The 18,212-nt window shown below is 47.4% G+C and carries 17 protein-coding genes; all 17 read right to left on the bottom strand.

The features are described 5' to 3' along the window. Positions 1-13: 13 nt before the first annotated feature. The 17 genes from rpsQ to rpoB all read right to left on the bottom strand — a co-directional run bounded on the left by rpsQ (position 14) and on the right by rpoB (position 18,147). A complete protein-coding gene (gene rpsQ / locus F5971_RS11020; RefSeq protein ID WP_036511984.1) occupies positions 14-310 on the bottom strand; it encodes a 30S ribosomal protein S17 in 297 nt (98 codons plus the stop codon). Then, the gene (rpmC, locus tag F5971_RS11015; protein ID WP_036511982.1) at positions 310-501 is read right to left on the bottom strand and encodes a 50S ribosomal protein L29; all 192 of its coding nucleotides are present in this window, start codon (positions 499-501) and stop codon (positions 310-312) included. Before rpmC ends, rpsQ begins: the two co-directional genes overlap by 1 nt. Beyond that, the gene (gene rplP, locus F5971_RS11010) at positions 501-914 is read right to left on the bottom strand and encodes a 50S ribosomal protein L16 (RefSeq protein WP_036511980.1); all 414 of its coding nucleotides are present in this window, start codon (positions 912-914) and stop codon (positions 501-503) included. The genes rpmC and rplP overlap by 1 nt, the downstream gene beginning before the upstream one ends. 11 nt (positions 915-925) lie before the next feature. Then, complete coding sequence (gene rpsC, locus F5971_RS11005) at positions 926-1,609, bottom strand: 30S ribosomal protein S3 (RefSeq protein ID WP_193494986.1); 684 nt, start codon at positions 1,607-1,609, stop codon at positions 926-928. A 26-nt stretch (positions 1,610-1,635) separates the two neighbouring features. Next, entirely contained in the window at positions 1,636-1,965 is a 330-nt protein-coding gene (rplV, locus tag F5971_RS11000) for a 50S ribosomal protein L22 (protein WP_036511976.1), read from the bottom strand. 13 nt (positions 1,966-1,978) lie between these two features. Further along, positions 1,979-2,257 (bottom strand): 30S ribosomal protein S19, encoded by a 279-nt coding sequence (gene rpsS, locus F5971_RS10995; RefSeq protein WP_036511974.1) that lies wholly within the window; start codon positions 2,255-2,257, stop codon positions 1,979-1,981. Positions 2,258-2,269: 12 nt separating this feature from the next. Continuing rightward, the gene (rplB, locus tag F5971_RS10990; protein ID WP_112159745.1) at positions 2,270-3,097 is read right to left on the bottom strand and encodes a 50S ribosomal protein L2; all 828 of its coding nucleotides are present in this window, start codon (positions 3,095-3,097) and stop codon (positions 2,270-2,272) included. A 13-nt stretch (positions 3,098-3,110) separates the two neighbouring features. After that, positions 3,111-3,407 carry a 50S ribosomal protein L23 gene (rplW, locus tag F5971_RS10985; RefSeq protein ID WP_036511970.1) on the bottom strand — a complete coding sequence of 99 codons (297 nt, stop codon included), beginning with the start codon at positions 3,405-3,407 and terminating at the stop codon, positions 3,111-3,113. Next, positions 3,404-4,009 (bottom strand): 50S ribosomal protein L4, encoded by a 606-nt coding sequence (gene rplD, locus F5971_RS10980; RefSeq protein ID WP_036511968.1) that lies wholly within the window; start codon positions 4,007-4,009, stop codon positions 3,404-3,406. The genes rplW and rplD overlap by 4 nt, the downstream gene beginning before the upstream one ends. A gap of 10 nt (positions 4,010-4,019) precedes the next feature. After that, positions 4,020-4,658, bottom strand: a complete 639-nt coding sequence (rplC, locus tag F5971_RS10975) for a 50S ribosomal protein L3 (protein WP_036512166.1) — start codon at positions 4,656-4,658, stop codon at positions 4,020-4,022. A 109-nt stretch (positions 4,659-4,767) separates the two neighbouring features. After that, positions 4,768-5,079, bottom strand: coding sequence for a 30S ribosomal protein S10 (gene rpsJ / locus F5971_RS10970; protein WP_036511965.1), 312 nt, complete (start codon positions 5,077-5,079; stop codon positions 4,768-4,770). Positions 5,080-5,288: 209 nt separating this feature from the next. Beyond that, entirely contained in the window at positions 5,289-6,482 is a 1,194-nt protein-coding gene (gene tuf, locus F5971_RS10965) for an elongation factor Tu (protein WP_193494984.1), read from the bottom strand. A 31-nt stretch (positions 6,483-6,513) separates the two neighbouring features. Continuing rightward, positions 6,514-8,607 carry an elongation factor G gene (gene fusA / locus F5971_RS10960; protein WP_036514751.1) on the bottom strand — a complete coding sequence of 698 codons (2,094 nt, stop codon included), beginning with the start codon at positions 8,605-8,607 and terminating at the stop codon, positions 6,514-6,516. Positions 8,608-8,625: 18 nt separating this feature from the next. Continuing rightward, the gene (rpsG, locus tag F5971_RS10955; protein WP_036514748.1) at positions 8,626-9,096 is read right to left on the bottom strand and encodes a 30S ribosomal protein S7; all 471 of its coding nucleotides are present in this window, start codon (positions 9,094-9,096) and stop codon (positions 8,626-8,628) included. Positions 9,097-9,251: 155 nt separating this feature from the next. After that, positions 9,252-9,626, bottom strand: coding sequence for a 30S ribosomal protein S12 (rpsL, locus tag F5971_RS10950; protein WP_036514745.1), 375 nt, complete (start codon positions 9,624-9,626; stop codon positions 9,252-9,254). A gap of 123 nt (positions 9,627-9,749) precedes the next feature. Continuing rightward, on the bottom strand, positions 9,750-13,973 hold the full coding sequence (gene rpoC, locus F5971_RS10945; RefSeq protein WP_193494985.1) for a DNA-directed RNA polymerase subunit beta': 4,224 nt from the start codon (positions 13,971-13,973) through the stop codon (positions 9,750-9,752). A gap of 73 nt (positions 13,974-14,046) precedes the next feature. After that, a complete protein-coding gene (gene rpoB, locus F5971_RS10940) occupies positions 14,047-18,147 on the bottom strand; it encodes a DNA-directed RNA polymerase subunit beta (RefSeq protein WP_036514742.1) in 4,101 nt (1,366 codons plus the stop codon). Positions 18,148-18,212 lie beyond the last annotated feature (65 nt).

Genomic DNA, 18,212 nt, shown 5'->3' with positions numbered 1-18,212 from the left:
AAGGCGCACTATATTACACCTCTGCAGCACGCTCTTCAATCTCTAAGAGTGCTTTATTTGCGCTCTCTTGAATTTGAACCAAGTTCCAGGTCTTTGTTTTTGACAACGGACGAGATTCCGCAATCGTAACAACATCACCAACTCGGCACTCATTCTTTTCATCATGAGCATGCAGTTTGGTGGAGCGACGAACAAACTTTCCGTAAATCGGATGCTTTTCTTTACGCTCAACCAGAACTGTGATGGTTTTATCCATCTTGTCACTGACTACCGTACCGGTGACAGTGCGTACACGTTTTTCTGCGCTCATTAGACACCTGCCTTCTGGTTAAGTAGGGTTTTGACGCGAGCGATGTCGCGACGAACCTGGCCTACCAGGTGATTCTGAGCCAACTGGCCAGTAGCTTTTTGCATGCGCAGATTAAACTGATCCTTTAGAAGACCCAGCAAAGTTTGCTGAAGCTCTTCAACGGACTTTTCGCGCAGTTCAGTAGCTTTCATTACATCACCGTCCGTTTAACAATTACTGTAGAAACAGGTAACTTAGCAGCAGCAAGGTTAAATGCTTCAGTGACCAGCTCTTCGCTTACACCACTGATTTCAAACAGCACTTTACCTGGCTGGATCTGTGCTACCCAATACTCTACGTTACCCTTACCTTTACCCATACGTACTTCAAGGGGCTTGGTTGTAATCGGCTTGTCTGGAAACACTCGAATCCAGATCTTACCACCACGCTTTACGTGACGCGTCATAGTACGACGAGCCGCTTCAATCTGACGCGCTGTAATGCGACCGCGACCGGTTGCCTTCAGAGCGTACTCACCAAAGCTGACCTTGCTGCCACGCTGCGCTAGGCCGCGGTTACGGCCTTTCATCACCTTGCGGTACTTTAGTCGTTTCGGTTGCAGCATTGACGTTTACCTCACTTAGTTCCTTTCTTCTTAGGCGCATTTTTCTCAGCACGTACCTGCTCGATACCACCAAGAATCTCACCTTTGAAGACCCAGACTTTAACGCCAATCACACCGTAAGTTGTGTGCGCTTCATAAGTAGCATAGTCAATATCTGCACGGAGAGTGTGAAGCGGAACACGCCCTTCACGATACCACTCCGAACGCGCGATTTCTGCACCACCTAGACGACCACCCAGCTGAATCTTGATGCCTTTTGCGCCGATACGCATTGCATTTTGAACCGCGCGCTTCATAGCACGACGGAACATAACACGACGCTCAAGCTGACTAGCAACGCTTTGCGCAACTAACTTAGCATCAAGATCTGGCTTACGAACTTCTTCGATGTTGATGTGAACTGGCACACCCATCATTTCCGATACAGCAGAGCGCAGCACCTCAACATCTTCACCTTTCTTCCCAATTACAATACCAGGACGAGCAGTATGAATAGTGATTTTTGCATTCTGAGCCGGACGCTCAATATCAATGCGACTTACAGACGCATTTTTGAGCTTATCTTCAAGGTAGCTACGCACCTTGAGATCGTTCAGCAATTTATTGGCATAGCTTGACTTGTCCGCATACCATACTGATGTATGGTCTTTGACGATACCAAGGCGTATACCGGTAGGGTTAACCTTCTGACCCATATCGAACTCTCCTAGCCGTCAGTTAATTAGTCAGCCACTTTAATAGTGATGTGCGAAGTGCGCTTGCAGATACGATCTGCGCGTCCTTTAGCACGTGGCCGAATGCGTTTCATAGTCATACCTTCGTCAACGAAAATCACGGCAACGCGCAATTCATCAACATCAGCACCTTCATTATGCTCCGCGTTTGCGATAGCAGAATCCAGAACTTTCTTGACTAAGTCAGCACCTTTCTTGTTGCTGAATGTCAGGATATCCAGAGCTTCGCCCACAGACTTACCACGGATCTGATCTGCGACCAGACGGGCCTTCTGGGCGGAGATGCGGGCGCCTTTATGCTTGGCGACAATTTCCATCATCTAACCTCCCTTACTTCTTTTTGGCCTTCTTGTCGGCTGCATGACCGCGGAAAGTACGTGTTGCAGCAAACTCACCTAATTTATGACCGACCATATCCTCAGTGATAAACACTGGAACATGTTGACGGCCGTTATGTACTGCAATTGTCAAACCCACAAAGTTTGGAAAAACCGTGGAGCGGCGAGACCAAGTCTTGATCGGGCGCTTTTCATTTGCTTCAATTGCAGCTTCTACCTTCTTCAACAGGTGAAGGTCGATAAATGGACCTTTCTTCAGTGAACGTGGCACAGCTGATTCCCCTTATTTAGCGCTACGACGGCGTACAATGAGCTTATTAGTACGCTTGTTCTTGCGGGTTTTATGACCTTTAGTCGGGACACCCCACGGTGTAACCGGATGACGGCCACCAGAGGTACGACCTTCACCACCACCATGCGGGTGGTCAACTGGGTTCATTACAACACCACGAACCGTCGGACGCACACCACGCCAACGTTTAGCACCCGCTTTACCTAATTGGCGAAGAGAATGTTCAGAGTTGCTGACTTCACCCAGCGTTGCACGGCATTCAGCCAGCACTTTACGCACTTCACCAGAGCGCAAACGCAGAGTTACATAACCTCCATCACGGGCTACCAACTGAGCCGACGCACCAGCAGAACGTGCAATTTGCGCACCTTTGCTTGGCTTGAGCTCAATACAGTGAACCGTACTACCCAGAGGAATATTTCTCAGCGGCATAGTGTTACCGGTTTTGATATCAACCACGTCACCAGACATGATCTTAGCACCTGCTGCAAGACCCTTTGGTGCGATGATGTAGCGACGCTCACCATCTGCATACTTGATCAAAGCAATATGTGCTGTACGGTTTGGATCGTATTCAATACGCTCTACGATTCCAGGAATACCATCTTTGTTACGACGGAAGTCGATAATACGGTAGCTTTGCTTGTGCCCACCACCGATATGACGCGTAGTAATACGGCCATTATTGTTACGACCACCGGTCTTGCTTTTCTTCTCAACCAACGCAGCAAATGGCTTACCTTTATGAAGGTCAGCACTTACCACCTTTACGACGTGACGACGTCCGGCAGAGGTTGGCTTAGTTTTAACGATTGCCATGATTTAACCTCTCTTATTCGCCAGCCAAGAAATCAATTTCTGAACCATCAGCGAGACGAACATAGGCTTTACGAACATCAGAACGCTTACCAAAACCGCGAACAGTACGCTTAGTTTTGCCTTTAGCATTCAGAATGTTCACACCATCAACTTTTACGTTGAAAAGCTGTTCAACTGCTTTTTTGATTTCAGGCTTAGTAGCATCACTCGCTACACGAAATACGACCTGCTGAGATCCATCAGCAACAATTGTTGCCTTCTCGGAGATGTGTGGACCCAGCAACACTTTAAAAATGCGCTCCTGATTCATGCTAACACCTCGTTAATTTTGCTCAAAGCAGACGCTGTGACTACTACTTTATCGAAGCCAATAAGGCTGACCGGATCAATTGCAGCAACATCACGCACATCAACATGCGGTACGTTACGTGCAGCCAAGTATAAATTGGCCTCAACCTCTTCGGTGATAAGCAGTGCGCTTGTCAGATCAAGCTCCTTCATCTTACCGATGAATTGCTTAGTCTTAGGCGTTTCCATCTGAAGAGAATCAACAACGACCAAACGGTCTTGTCTAACCAACTCAGAAAAGATGCAACGCATTGCAGCACGGTACATTTTTTTGTTTACTTTCTGCGAATAGTCACGTGGACTCGCAGCAAACGTAACACCACCTGAACGCCATAAAGGAGAACGGCTTGTACCAGCACGTGCACGACCAGTACCTTTTTGACGGAAAGGCTTAGCACCACCGCCAGATACTGCTGAACGATTCTTTTGAGCTTTGCTACCTTGACGACCGCCATTTACATAAGCAGTAACAACCTGGTGAACTAAAGACTCATTAAACTCTTTGCCAAAAATCAGCTCGGATACTTCGACCGAACCGTTGGCTCCTGTCAGATTTAAATTCATGTTAACCCCTTCAGCCGCGTGCTTTTACAGCAGGTTTAACGATGACATCACCGCCAGTAGCGCCAGGAACAGCACCTTTTACCAGCAGCAGGCTACGTTCTGCATCTACACGTACAACTTCTAATGTTTGTACAGTGCAACGCTCATCACCCATGTGACCCGCCATCTTCTTACCCTTGAACACACGCCCAGGAGTTTGACACTGACCAATAGAGCCAGGAGCACGATGAGAAAGTGAGTTACCGTGGGTCATATCTTGGGTGCGGAAATTCCAGCGCTTAACACCACCCTGAAAACCTTTACCTTTACTACGACCGGTTACGTCAATTTTCTGACCGACTTCAAAGCGCTCAACTGTTAGTGAATCACCAACATTGATTTCTTCATCACCGGAGAGACGGAACTCCCACAAACCACGACCTGCTTCAACACCTGCTTTTGCAAAGTTACCAGCTTCAGGCTTAGTCAAGCGATTCGCTTTCTTAGTCCCAGTTGTAACCTGTACAGCGGCATAACCGTCAGTATCGACAGTTTTAATGCAAGTCACGCGGTTCGGATCCACCTCGATGACAGTGACTGGCACGGACACGCCATCTTCTGTGAAGACACGGGTCATGCCCGCTTTACGTCCGATAAGTCCTACAGACATTTTATTACCTCTTGCCAGTTGAGTACGGGGCTGTGACCCACTATGGCTGCCCATTACAGAGCATTCCTCAAATAGCGCTTCATTAAGTTATTAATTCTGCGCAGCTTGTTTAGCCCAGGCTGATCTGCACTTCTACACCCGCAGCAAGATCTAGCTTCATTAGAGCATCAACTGTTTTTTCAGTTGGCTCAACGATGTCCAGAACACGCTTATGCGTACGGATTTCATACTGATCACGTGCATCTTTGTTCACGTGAGGTGAAATCAGAACGGTAAAACGCTCTTTGCGAGTAGGAAGTGGGATCGGACCATGCACCTGTGCACCCGTACGCTTTGCAGTTTCTACAATTTCCTGCGCGGACGAGTCAATCAGGCGATGATCAAAAGCCTTCAGACGAATTCTGATTTTTTGGTTCTGCATTCTGATCACGCATTTCCTGTTAATTTCGTTACGGCAATAGCCGACCTCCCCTTACTAGAGGGGACGCAAATTTTACTCATATGAGCCCCTGCGGTCAAGCCATCACGGTATATTTTTTAACCAGCAAAAAACTTTCCTCAATTGAGCCCTACGAAACACCTTAAAAACAAAAAACCCTCCGAAGAGGGTTTTTTAATCAATCATTACAATTACGCAATGATCTTAGCAACAACGCCCGCACCAACAGTACGTCCGCCTTCACGGATCGCAAAGCGCAGACCTTCTTCCATCGCGATTGGGTTGATCAGGGTAACGGTCATTTGAACGTTATCACCTGGCATCACCATCTCAACACCCTCTGGCAATTCACAAGCACCTGTGATGTCAGTGGTACGGAAGTAGAACTGTGGACGGTAGCCTTTAAAGAATGGAGTGTGACGACCACCCTCTTCTTTGCTCAACACGTACACTTCGCCTTCGAACTGAGTGTGCGGCTTGATTGAACCTGGCTTACACAATACTTGACCACGCTCAACGTCGTCACGCTTAGTACCACGCAACAACGCACCAACGTTCTCACCTGCACGACCTTCGTCAAGCAGCTTACGGAACATCTCAACACCTGTACAGGTTGTCTTAGCCGTGTCACGTACACCAACGATCTCAATCTCGTCACCGACTTTCAAAATTCCACGCTCGATACGACCGGTTACTACCGTTCCACGACCAGAAATTGAGAATACGTCCTCGATTGGCATCAAGAACGGACGATCTACGGCACGCTCTGGCTCAGGAATGTAAGCATCCAAAGTCTCAACCAGCTTTCTTACCGCGGTAGTACCCATTTCGTTGTCGTCTTCGCCGTTCAACGCCATCAACGCAGAACCGATAACGATTGGAGTGTCATCGCCTGGGAAGTCGTACTGATCAAGAAGCTCACGCACTTCCATTTCAACCAGTTCCAACAACTCAGCATCGTCAACCATGTCCGCTTTGTTCAAGAACACAACGATGTATGGTACACCTACCTGACGTGACAACAGGATGTGCTCACGCGTCTGTGGCATTGGGCCGTCAGCTGCTGAACAAACCAGAATCGCACCGTCCATCTGTGCAGCACCCGTGATCATGTTTTTAACATAGTCAGCGTGCCCTGGGCAGTCTACGTGCGCATAGTGACGTACTGGTGATTCGTACTCAACGTGTGAAGTTGAAATCGTGATACCACGCTCACGCTCTTCTGGTGCATTATCGATACCGTCAAACGCTACCGCTGTACCACCCCAAACTTCTGCACATACGCGAGTCAACGCGGCTGTCAAAGTCGTTTTACCATGATCAACGTGTCCGATTGTTCCTACGTTGACGTGAGGCTTGTTACGTTCAAAAGCTTTCTTAGCCACAGTTATTTCCTCTTAATCAATATTTGCTTAATCAGCCTAGCTTAATTACAGCTTCAGCGATGTTATTCGGTGCTTCACTGTAGCAATCAAACTCCATAGAGTAAGTTGCACGACCTTGCGAAGCTGAACGCAGATCAGTTGCATAACCAAACATTTCACCCAGTGGCACCTGAGCGTTGATGACTTTGCCCGATACTGTGTCTTCCATTCCCTGCACCAATCCTCGACGACGGTTGAGGTCACCCATCACATCCCCCATGTACTCTTCTGGAGTTACTACTTCAACCTTCATCATAGGCTCAAGCAAACACGGGCTCGCTTCTTGGGCGTACTTCTTAAGCGCCTGAGATGCTGCAATTTTAAACGCCATTTCGTTGGAGTCAACTTCATGGAAAGAGCCATCATATAAACGTGCCTTCAAACCAATAAGCGGGTATCCTGCGATAACACCGTTCTTCATTTGTTCCTCAACACCTTTCTGAATCGCAGGAATGTATTCCTTAGGAATCACACCCCCCACGACCTCATTGATAAACTCTAACCCTTCTTCGTCACTCGGACTAAACTCGATGACGACATGGCCATATTGACCGCGACCACCTGATTGACGAGCAAACTTATGGTTAGCTACAACAGATTTACGGATTTTCTCACGGTAGGCAACCTGTGGCTTACCGATATTTGCCTCAACTTTGAACTCACGTCTCATACGATCAACAATGATATCCAAATGAAGCTCACCCATTCCAGAAATAATGGTTTGACCCGTTTCTGGATCCGTCGCAACACGGAAGGATGGATCTTCTTGCGCTAGCTTGCCTAAAGCAATACCCATTTTTTCTTGGTCAGCTTTAGACTTAGGTTCTACTGCCACTGAAATAACAGGCTCTGGGAACTCCATACGCTCTAGTACTATGCGATTATCTAGATCACAAAGAGTATCCCCTGTTGTTACGTCTTTCAGGCCGATAAGGGCAGCAATATCACCCGCACGTACTTCTTTTATCTCTTCACGAGAGTTGGCATGCATCTGAACCATACGCCCAACGCGCTCTTTCTTCTGTTTTACAGAGTTATAAACGCTGTCACCAGAACTGAGCACGCCAGAGTAAACACGAATAAACGTTAACGTTCCCACAAAGGGATCTGTTGCGATCTTGAAAGCAAGTGCTGAGAAGGGCTCATCATCGTCAGCTTTACGCGCTGCCAATGTCTCATCCTTATCATCAAGCGTACCCTCAATAGCTTTAACTTCTGTTGGTGCTGGCAGATATTCAACAACCGCATCCAACACAGCTTGAACACCTTTGTTTTTGAATGCAGAACCACAAAGCATTAGAACAATTTCATTGTTCAACGTGCGCGCACGCAAGCCTGCTTTAATTTCCTCAAGGGACAACTCTTCTCCACCAAGATACTTCTCCATAAGCTCGTCACTGGATTCAGCGGCGGTCTCAACAAGTTTCTCTCGTAGCTCTTCAGCTTTTTCCTGAAGATCCGCTGGAATTGCTTCCAGCTTAAAAGTCATCCCTTGATCGGCTTCATTCCATACAATCGACTGCATTCTGAGGACATCTACAACACCCGTAAAGGTATCTTCAGAGCCAATTGGGAAGTTAATTGGCACAGTCGTTACGTTTAAGCGCTTCTGAAGTTGCTCTTCAACTCGGAAGAAATCCGCCCCAGCACGGTCCATCTTATTGACGAACACCATGCGAGGCACTTCATACTTATTTGCCTGCCGCCATACCGTTTCAGTTTGTGGCTGAACTCCCGAGGATGCACACAGAACAACAACAGCGCCATCTAGCACACGAAGTGAACGCTCAACTTCAATCGTGAAGTCTACGTGACCTGGCGTATCGATAACGTTGATGCGATGCTCTTCAAACTGTTTATCCATACCACTCCAAAAAGTGGTAATAGCAGCAGAGGTAATCGTGATACCACGCTCCTGCTCCTGCTCCATCCAGTCAGTGGTGGCTGCACCATCGTGCACCTCACCGATCTTATGAGATAAGCCAGTGTAAAAAAGTACGCGTTCTGTAGTCGTGGTTTTACCAGCATCTACGTGCGCACAGATACCTATGTTACGGTATCTGGATAGCGGTGTTTTACGAGACACGGCATAATCCTCTGATGTTTAGAAGCGATAATGCGCAAAAGCCTTGTTGGCTTCTGCCATGCGGTGCACATCTTCACGTTTCTTAACGGCTGCACCACGACCTTCTGCTGCATCAACTAACTCACCCGCCAAGCGAAGAGCCATTGACTTTTCACCACGCTTACGAGAAGAGTCAACCAACCAACGCATCGCCAGAGCCATACGACGGGAAGGACGAACTTCTACAGGTACTTGATACGTTGCACCACCTACACGGCGAGATTTAACCTCAACCACAGGCTGTACAGTTTCGAGCGCTTTGTCGAACAATTCCAACGGATCTTGTTTAGTGCGCTCTTGAATTTTATCCATTGCACCATAAACGATGCTTTCTGCAACGGATTTTTTGCCACTGATCATCAAATGGTTGATGAATTTAGCCAGTGTAATGTTACCGAATTTTGGATCCGGCAGGATCTCACGCTTCGCAGCTACGCGTCTTCTAGGCATGATAAGCCCTCAATAATATTAAAAGGTCTTCAGGTTGAACAGGATATCTAAGATACCTGGCCTTACTCTTATCGTCTTTTTCGGTTAAGCGCTGCAGCATTCTCTCCGGATCTGGAAAAGCTTGGCTGAAACCACTTCGCCGTTTTGGCGACGAATTAAGACTTAGGACGTTTTGTACCGTATTTAGAACGAGCTTGTTTACGGTCATTAACGCCTGAACAGTCAAGAGCACCACGAACGGTGTGATAACGCACACCTGGTAAGTCTTTAACACGACCACCACGAATCAGAACAACACTGTGCTCCTGTAAGTTGTGACCTTCACCACCGATGTAAGAAGACACTTCATAGCCATTGGTAAGGCGTACACGACATACTTTACGCAATGCAGAGTTAGGCTTCTTAGGTGTGGTTGTATAAACGCGGGTACAAACACCACGACGCTGTGGACAAGCTTCTAATGCACGAACATCACTTGCTTGAACTTTGCGCTTACGCGGCTTACGTACCAACTGGTTAATTGTTGCCATTTAAGCAAACTCCAACTTGGTTTGTTTTCACCATATAAAAAAACTGAGTATTTCTACTCAGCCTCATAAGAGGGCGTGAATTTTAACCAATTCATGCCCTTCAGGTCAATTACTGTCTGTTTTTTAATCAGAGCTAGTCATCGACGCATTTAGTGCAGCGGTTAACGCTTGCTGAACTTCTTCAGCACTCACGCCGATGCCATCTTGTGACAAACGACGCTTACGTTTCCGCTCGCTGTGGTACGCCAATCCAGTACCCGCAGGTATCAAACGACCTACCACAACGTTTTCTTTCAATCCACGAAGAGCATCACTCTTACCGTTAACAGCACCTTCTGTTAATACGCGCGTCGTTTCTTGGAAAGACGCAGCTGAAATGAAGGACTCTGTCGCAAGAGATGCTTTCGTAATACCGAGCAACACACGCTCAAACTTGGCTGGGAACTTCCCATCTGCCAACAAGCGCTCATTCTCAAGACGTACAGCAACGTATTCAACCTGATCGCCCTGTATGAAATTACTGTCTCCAGAGTCAGTAATTTCTACTTTACGAACCATCTGACGCACAATTACTTCGATGTGCTTGTCGTTGATTGCTACACCTTGCAAACGGTAAACGTCTTGAATCTCGCTAACGATATACTTCGCCAATGCATTCACGCCCAAGATACGCAAGATATCATGTGGGTTTGACGGTCCATCTGAGATAACCTCACCCTTCTCTACTGACTCACCTTCAAACACGTTGAGGTTACGCCATTTTTGAATCATGATTTCGAACGGCTCGGATCCATCATGCGGAGATATCAAAATACGGCGCTTACCCTTGGTCTCTTTGCCGAAGGAAATGACACCCGATACTTCTGCCAGAATCGCGTATTCTTTAGGCTTACGTGCTTCAAACAAATCCGCAACGCGTGGAAGACCACCCGTGATGTCCTTGTTAACCGTACCCTCTTGCGGAATACGTGCCAATACATCACCGATTTGCACTTCAGAACCATCGTTCAAGTTAACGATTGCCTTAGGTGGTAACAGGTACTGCGCAGGCATCTCTGTACCAGGGTAGCATAGATCGTTTCCAGCAAAATCGACCAATTTAATCATTGGACGAATATCTTTACCGGCTTGTGGACGATCCTTACTTTCTAAGATTTCAATCGTAGACAGACCTGTTAAGTCATCCGTTTGACGCTTAACGGTTATACCGTCTTCTAAACCGACGAAAACGATTTTACCCTGCATCTCAGAAACGATTGGGTGAGTATGTGGATCCCAGTTCGCAACTACAGCACCGGGTTCAACACGACTACCATCACGTACTTTTATCATGGATCCATAAGGAAGCTTATAACGCTCACGCTCACGACCATGCTCATCCGTAACACCCAACTCACCTGAACGGGATGTTGCAACCAAGTTGCCATCGGTTCGCTCAACAAACTTCAGGTTATGTAAACGGATTTCACCGCCATTTTTCACCTGAATACTGTCAACAGCTGCAGCCCTGGAAGCCGCCCCCCCGATGTGGAAGGTACGCATGGTTAACTGTGTTCCTGGCTCACCGATAGATTGCGCTGCGATAACCCCAACAGCTTCGCCGCGGTTAACCTCGTGTCCACGACCCAAATCACGACCATAACACTTAGAACAGATACCGTGGATTGAGTCACACGCGATGGCTGAACGCACAGTGACTTCGTCGATACTGCTAAAGCGCTCGTCATTTTCTAGACGATCAACCCATGCCTCATCAATCAACGTACCCTTTTCGATCAGAACATCTCTGCCTGTCGGATCAAGTACATCCTTAGCCACTACACGTCCTAGCAAACGCTCACCCAAGCTGACAATAATATCGCCACCTTCGATCATTGGCTGAACCAACAATCCATTTTCGGTACCACAGTCTGTTTCTGTAATAACCAAATCTTGCGCAACGTCAACAAGACGACGCGTTAAGTATCCAGAGTTTGCTGTCTTCAATGCGGTATCGGCAAGACCTTTACGCGCACCGTGTGTAGAAATAAAGTACTGAAGTACGTTTAGACCTTCACGGAAGTTTGCAATGATTGGCGTTTCGATGATCGAGCCATCCGGCTTAGCCATCAAACCACGCATACCGGCCAACTGACGAATCTGTGCAGCACTACCACGCGCTCCAGAGTCGGCCATGATGTAAACAGAGTTAAATGACTCTTGGTCAACTTCTTCACCTGCCGCGTTGACAACTTTATCAACCTTCAGGTTATCCATCATTCGCTTCGCGAGAACTTCGTTTGCGCGCGACCAAATATCGACAACTTTGTTGTACTTCTCGCCCTGGGTTACAAGACCTTCCGCAAACTGACGTTCAATTTCAGTCACTTCAGCATCAGCTGCTGCGATAATAGCGGGTTTCTCATCCGGAATAACGAAGTCATTGACACCAATTGAGGCTCCTGACATTGTTGCTTGACGGAAGCCCATGTACATCAACTGATCGGCAAAAATAACCGTTTCTTTCAAGCCGCAACGACGATAAGCCTCGTTTAGCAGCTTAGAAATCGATTTCTTCTTCATCGATTGGTTAACTAACTCGAAAGGCAAGCCTTCGGGCACAATATCAAACAACATTGCACGACCCACTGTTGTATCGCGCAAGGCAGTAATCTCTTCGACGCCTCCGTGGATATCACGAATAACTTCGCGAATACGCACTTTGATACGCGCTTGCAGATGCACTTTGCCTGCACCATGAGCACGCTGCACTTCTTTGATATTCAAGAAATGCATGCCTTCACCCTGCGCGGCAATCCGCTCACGGGTCATATAATACAAACCCAGTACTACGTCTTGTGACGGCACAATAATAGGCTCACCGTTTGCAGGTGACAAAATATTATTGGTGGACATCATCAGAGCACGCGCTTCCAACTGAGCTTCTATAGTCAGTGGAACGTGTACCGCCATTTGGTCACCGTCGAAGTCAGCGTTATAAGCTGCACAAACAAGTGGGTGTAACTGAATGGCTTTACCTTCAATCAATACAGGTTCAAAGGCCTGGATACCTAAACGGTGTAGCGTCGGTGCACGGTTAAGTAACACTGGATGTTCCCGGATAACTTCATCCAAGATATCCCATACCAATGCCTCTTCTCTTTCAACCATTTTCTTCGCTGCTTTAATGGTGGTTGCATGCCCACGCAATTCAAGCTTTGAAAAAATAAATGGCTTAAAGAGCTCTAATGCCATTTTCTTTGGAAGTCCGCACTGATGTAGACGCAGTGAAGGACCTACCACGATAACAGAACGACCTGAGTAGTCGACGCGCTTACCTAGCAGGTTCTGACGGAAACGACCTTGCTTACCTTTGATCATATCTGCAAGCGATTTCAGCGGACGCTTGTTTGATCCAGTGATTGCACGTCCGCGACGACCGTTATCAAGCAGCGCATCTACCGACTCTTGCAACATACGCTTTTCGTTACGCACGATGATGTCAGGTGCGTTCAAATCCAATAAGCGCTTGAGACGGTTGTTACGGTTGATCACTCGACGATATAAGTCATTGAGATCAGACGTTGCAAAACGCCCACCGTCCAGAGGAACCAAAGGACGTAAATCCGGTGGCAATACTGGCAATACTTTCAGAATCATCCACTCAGGCTTATTGCCTGATTTAACGAATGCTTCCATCAGCTTCAAACGCTTAGACAGCTTTTTAAGCTTAGTTTCAGAGTTGGTTTGCGGAATCTCTTCACGCATGCGCTGGCATTCTTCTTCCAGCTCGATGGATCCCAACAACTCTTGGATCGCCTCGGCACCCATTCGAGCGTCGAATTCATCACCGAACTCTTCTAGCGCTTCGAAATATTGCTCATCATTCATCAACTGCCCACGCTCTAGCGTGGTCATGCCGGGATCAATTACAACAAATGATTCAAAGTAGAGTACGCGTTCAATATCACGCAGCGTCATATCCAGCATCAAACCGATACGGGATGGCAGAGACTTCAAAAACCAAATGTGAGCAACTGGTGAAGCCAGTTCAATATGGCCCATGCGGTCACGACGAACTTTGGTCATTGTGACTTCTACACCACATTTCTCACAGATAACACCACGGTGCTTCATGCGCTTATATTTGCCACACAAGCACTCGTAGTCCTTGATTGGGCCAAATATTTTCGCACAAAACAAACCGTCACGTTCCGGTTTGAAGGTACGGTAGTTTATAGTCTCAGGCTTTTTCACTTCACCATAAGACCAAGAACGGATCATGTCCGGGGATGCCAACGTAATACGGATAGAGTCAAACTCTTCTGTTTTACCTTGATTCTTCAGCAGATTCAGCAAGTCTTTCATTGTCTATAGCTCCTCGCGGAGTTCTCTGTGGCAGCGCCCAATTCGGGCGCCACCTTGGTGATCTGTTAAGGTCTTAGTCGCTTTCTAACTCGATATCAATACCGAGTGAGCGTATTTCCTTGATCAATACGTTAAACGATTCAGGCATACCAGGTTCCATGCGATGATCGCCATCCACAATGTTTTTATACATTTTGGTACGACCATTCACATCGTCCGACTTGACCGTGAGCATTTCTTGAAGCGTGTAGGCCGCGCCATAGGCTTCGAGCGCCCACACCTCCATCTCACCAAATCGCTGTCCACCAAATTGGGCTTTACCACCCAATGGTTGCTGAGTCACAAGACTGTACGATCCTGTTGAACGCGCATGCATCTTATCGTCAACCAAGTGGTTAAGCTTGAGCATGTACATGTAACCAACGGTCACAGGGCGGTCAAACTTGTCACCCGTGCGTCCGTCATACAGGGTCACTTGACCACTGTCGTCCATATCCGCTAAACGCAACAGTGCTTTAACTTCGGCCTCTTTGGCTCCGTCAAATACTGGCGATGCCAGCGGCACACCCGCTCTTAGGTTACGCGAAAGCTCAAGCAACTCTTCATCGGTAAAGGTGTCTAGCGCTTCTTTGCGCGCAACTTCTAAACCTGCATGTTGACCATTGTAAATCTCGTTCAAGAAACCGCGCAGCTCATTAACTGTTTCGGCTTTCTCACGCTCTTGCTCAAGCATACGGTTAATCTTACGACCGAGACCTTTCGCTGCTGCTCCCATATGGGTTTCGAGAATCTGACCTACGTTCATACGCGAAGGTACACCCAGAGGGTTCAGTACAATATCGACTGGCTCGCCGTTCTCGTCATATGGCATATCTTCAACAGGCATAATTACAGAAATTACACCCTTGTTTCCATGACGCCCTGCCATCTTATCACCCGGCTGGACGCGGCGCTTAGTCGCAACATAAACCTTGACGATCTTCAATACGCCTGGGGCAAGATCATCACCCGTTTGCAACTTACGCTTTTTGTCTTCAAAACGCTTGTCTAAATTGTCACGGCGCTCTTCAAGCTGAGCTTGCGCGTGTTCGAGCATTTCTTGCGCATCTGTATCTGCAACGCGAATTTTGAACCATTCACTGCGTTTCAAGCCACTCAAGAATTCAGCGGTAATCTGCTCACCCTTCTTGAGACCTGCACCACCATCTGCCGTCAAGCCAACCAGAACTCTGGCCATACGCTCGAAGGTAGCGTCTTCAACGATCCTGAATTCGTCATTTAAATCTTTACGAATGGCATCCAGCTCATACTTTTCAATTGAACGCGCACGTGAATCTTTTTCAACACCATCTCGTGTGAAGACTTGAACATCGATAACTTTACCGATAGTTCCACCTTTAACACGCAATGACGTATCTTTAACATCCGATGCTTTTTCACCGAATATTGCACGTAGAAGCTTTTCTTCAGGCGTCAATTGGGTTTCACCCTTAGGTGTCACTTTACCAACCAAGATATCGCCAGGTCCGACTTCTGCACCTATGTGCACTATGCCCGTTTCATCCAGTTTGCTGAGCGCTGCTTCACCGACGTTAGGAATATCAGCTGTAATCTCTTCTGACCCTAACTTCGTATCACGCGCAACACAGGTTAACTCTTGAATATGAATCGTGGTGAAACGATCTTCTTGCACAACACGCTCGGAGATCAAAATGGAGTCTTCGAAGTTGAAACCATTCCACGGCATGAAGGCAATACGCATGTTCTGACCAAGCGCGAGCTCACCCATATCAACGGATGGACCATCTGCCATGATGTCACCACGAGCGACTAAATCGCCTGGACGCACAATCGCACGCTGGTTGATACACGTATTCTGGTTTGAGCGAACGTATTTGGTGAGGTTATATATATCAACACCTGCATCGCCAGCTTCAGTCTCGCTATCGTTTGCACGAACAACGATACGACTGGCATCGACAGACTCGATAACACCACCACGTTTTGCAACCACACAAACACCGGAGTCTTGCGCTACGCTACGCTCAATACCTGTTCCCACTAGAGGCTTCTCGGCCCGAAGTGTTGGCACAGCTTGACGTTGCATGTTCGATCCCATCAATGCACGGTTGGCGTCATCGTGCTCTAAGAATGGAATCAATGCAGCAGCAACCGACACGATTTGGCGTGCAGATACGTCCATATACTGGACTTTTTCGCGTGGCATCACCGTAAATTCGTTTGCATGACGCACTTCAACTAAGTCTTCAACCAGCTGGTTGTCTGCATCCAGTTTTGCAGACGCCTGAGCGATAACGTAGTTGTTTTCTTCAATTGCTGATAAATAGTCAATCTCGTCTGAAACTTTGCCATCCAGCACTCGGCGATACGGCGTTTCTAAAAAGCCGTAATCATTGGTTCTTGCAAACACGGCCAAGGAGTTGATCAGACCGATGTTCGGACCTTCAGGTGTTTCGATAGGACATACACGCCCGTAATGCGTAGGGTGAACGTCACGAACCTCGAAGCCTGCACGCTCACGTGTCAGACCACCTGGGCCTAACGCTGAAACACGGCGCTTGTGGGTAATCTCTGATAATGGATTGTTTTGGTCCATGAACTGAGACAACTGACTTGAACCAAAGAACTCTTTGATTGCTGCTGCAACGGGCTTAGCGTTGATCAGATCTTGTGGCATCAGGTTATCTGACTCAGCCATGCTCAAACGCTCACGTACGGCACGCTCAACACGAACCAAGCCGACACGGAACTGGTTTTCAGCCATCTCACCAACAGAACGAATACGGCGGTTACCTAAGTGGTCGATGTCATCAACAACCCCTTTACCGTTTCGGATATCGATTAAGGTCTTCATGACATCTAAAATGTCATCTTTATCTAAGATACCTGAACCTGTTTCTTCACTGCGACCTAAGCGACGGTTGAACTTCATACGACCGACGGCCGACAAGTCATAACGGTCTTCAGAGAAGAATAAATTTTCGAATAGTCCTTCAGCCGACTCTTTAGTAGGCGGCTCACCAGGGCGCATCATTCGATAAATTTCAACAAGAGCCTCTATTTGATTACGTGTGCTGTCAATGCGCAACGTATCAGAGATATAAGGTCCGCAGTCCAAATCATTTGTGTACAGGGTTTCAAAACGCGTAATTCCTGACACCATTAAACGCGTGATCAAATCTTCGGTGATTTCTGTATTTGCAACAGCCAACACTTCACCCGTTGACGGATCAACAACATCACGCGCGGTCACCTTCCCTGCCAAATATTCTGACGGAACGAGCAACTGCTTCATGCCCGCATTTGTCATTTGACGCGTGTGACGGGGCGTAATACGACGACCAGCCTCAACAATCACGTTTCCTTCAGGGTCTTTGATCTCGAACGACATGGTTTCACCACGTAAGCGTTCAGGGACAAGATCCATCCAGATTTGATCTTTTTCGAAATTCCAACCAGTGGTATCGAAGAAGATTTCTAAAATCTCTTGTGTGCCATAGCCTAATGCACGCAGCAATATAGACGCCGGTAATTTACGGCGACGATCGATACGAACAAACAGTGCATCTTTAGGATCGAATTCAAAGTCAAGCCATGAGCCACGGTAAGGAATAATCCGAGCTGAGTATAAAAGCTTACCGGATGAATGTGTTTTACCCTTGTCATGATCAAAGAAAACACCTGGTGAACGATGCAACTGCGACACAATAACGCGCTCGGTTCCATTCACAACGAAGGTACCGTTTTCAGTCATCAAAGGCATTTCACCCATGTAGACTTCTTGCTCTTTAATGTCTTTAACTGCTTTCGTAGACGAATCACGATCGTATATAACCAGACGCACTTTGACGCGCAGTGGAGCTGCATAGGTAATACCGCGCAACTGACACTCTTTGACGTCAAACACGGGTTCACCGAGGCGGTAACCAACGTACTCCAGTGCAGCATTTCCGGAATAGGATACGATTGGAAAAACAGAATTAAATGCCGCTTGGAGTCCAGATTCATCGCGTCTGCCCGCGTCTGCCCCCAGCTGCAGAAACTTCCGATAGGAGTCAAGCTGCGTCGACAATAGGTATGGAACATCCATGACCTGGTTTAGCTTGCTAAAATCCTTACGAATTCGTTTCTTCTCAGTATATGAATAAGCCATCAGTGTTCCCCAGCATGTGCACCTAGTTGAGAAGCCAGTCCAGAAGGGGATCTTCCAGTCTGTTT

The sequence above is a fragment of the Nitrincola alkalisediminis genome, assembly GCF_009821115.1.
GTDB lineage: Bacteria > Pseudomonadota > Gammaproteobacteria > Pseudomonadales > Balneatricaceae > Nitrincola > Nitrincola alkalisediminis.
This window is presented reverse-complemented; position numbering and strand designations above follow the sequence as displayed.

What these genes read in the sequence shown, in the direction of transcription:
- rpsQ (WP_036511984.1), bottom strand. Translation starts at nt 310, where the DNA reads ATGAGCGCAGAAAAACGTGTACGCACTGTCACCGGTACGGTAGTCAGT.
- rpmC (WP_036511982.1), bottom strand. Translation starts at nt 501, where the DNA reads ATGAAAGCTACTGAACTGCGCGAAAAGTCCGTTGAAGAGCTTCAGCAA.
- rplP (WP_036511980.1), bottom strand. Translation starts at nt 914, where the DNA reads ATGCTGCAACCGAAACGACTAAAGTACCGCAAGGTGATGAAAGGCCGT.
- rpsC (WP_193494986.1), bottom strand. Translation starts at nt 1,609, where the DNA reads ATGGGTCAGAAGGTTAACCCTACCGGTATACGCCTTGGTATCGTCAAA.
- rplV (WP_036511976.1), bottom strand. Translation starts at nt 1,965, where the DNA reads ATGGAAATTGTCGCCAAGCATAAAGGCGCCCGCATCTCCGCCCAGAAG.
- rplB (WP_112159745.1), bottom strand. Translation starts at nt 3,097, where the DNA reads ATGGCAATCGTTAAAACTAAGCCAACCTCTGCCGGACGTCGTCACGTC.
- rplW (WP_036511970.1), bottom strand. Translation starts at nt 3,407, where the DNA reads ATGAATCAGGAGCGCATTTTTAAAGTGTTGCTGGGTCCACACATCTCC.
- rplD (WP_036511968.1), bottom strand. Translation starts at nt 4,009, where the DNA reads ATGAATTTAAATCTGACAGGAGCCAACGGTTCGGTCGAAGTATCCGAG.
- rplC (WP_036512166.1), bottom strand. Translation starts at nt 4,658, where the DNA reads ATGTCTGTAGGACTTATCGGACGTAAAGCGGGCATGACCCGTGTCTTC.
- rpsJ (WP_036511965.1), bottom strand. Translation starts at nt 5,079, where the DNA reads ATGCAGAACCAAAAAATCAGAATTCGTCTGAAGGCTTTTGATCATCGC.
- rpsG (WP_036514748.1), bottom strand. Translation starts at nt 9,096, where the DNA reads ATGCCTAGAAGACGCGTAGCTGCGAAGCGTGAGATCCTGCCGGATCCA.
- rpsL (WP_036514745.1), bottom strand. Translation starts at nt 9,626, where the DNA reads ATGGCAACAATTAACCAGTTGGTACGTAAGCCGCGTAAGCGCAAAGTT.
- rpoC (WP_193494985.1), bottom strand. Translation starts at nt 13,973, where the DNA reads ATGAAAGACTTGCTGAATCTGCTGAAGAATCAAGGTAAAACAGAAGAG.
- rpoB (WP_036514742.1), bottom strand. Translation starts at nt 18,147, where the DNA reads ATGGCTTATTCATATACTGAGAAGAAACGAATTCGTAAGGATTTTAGC.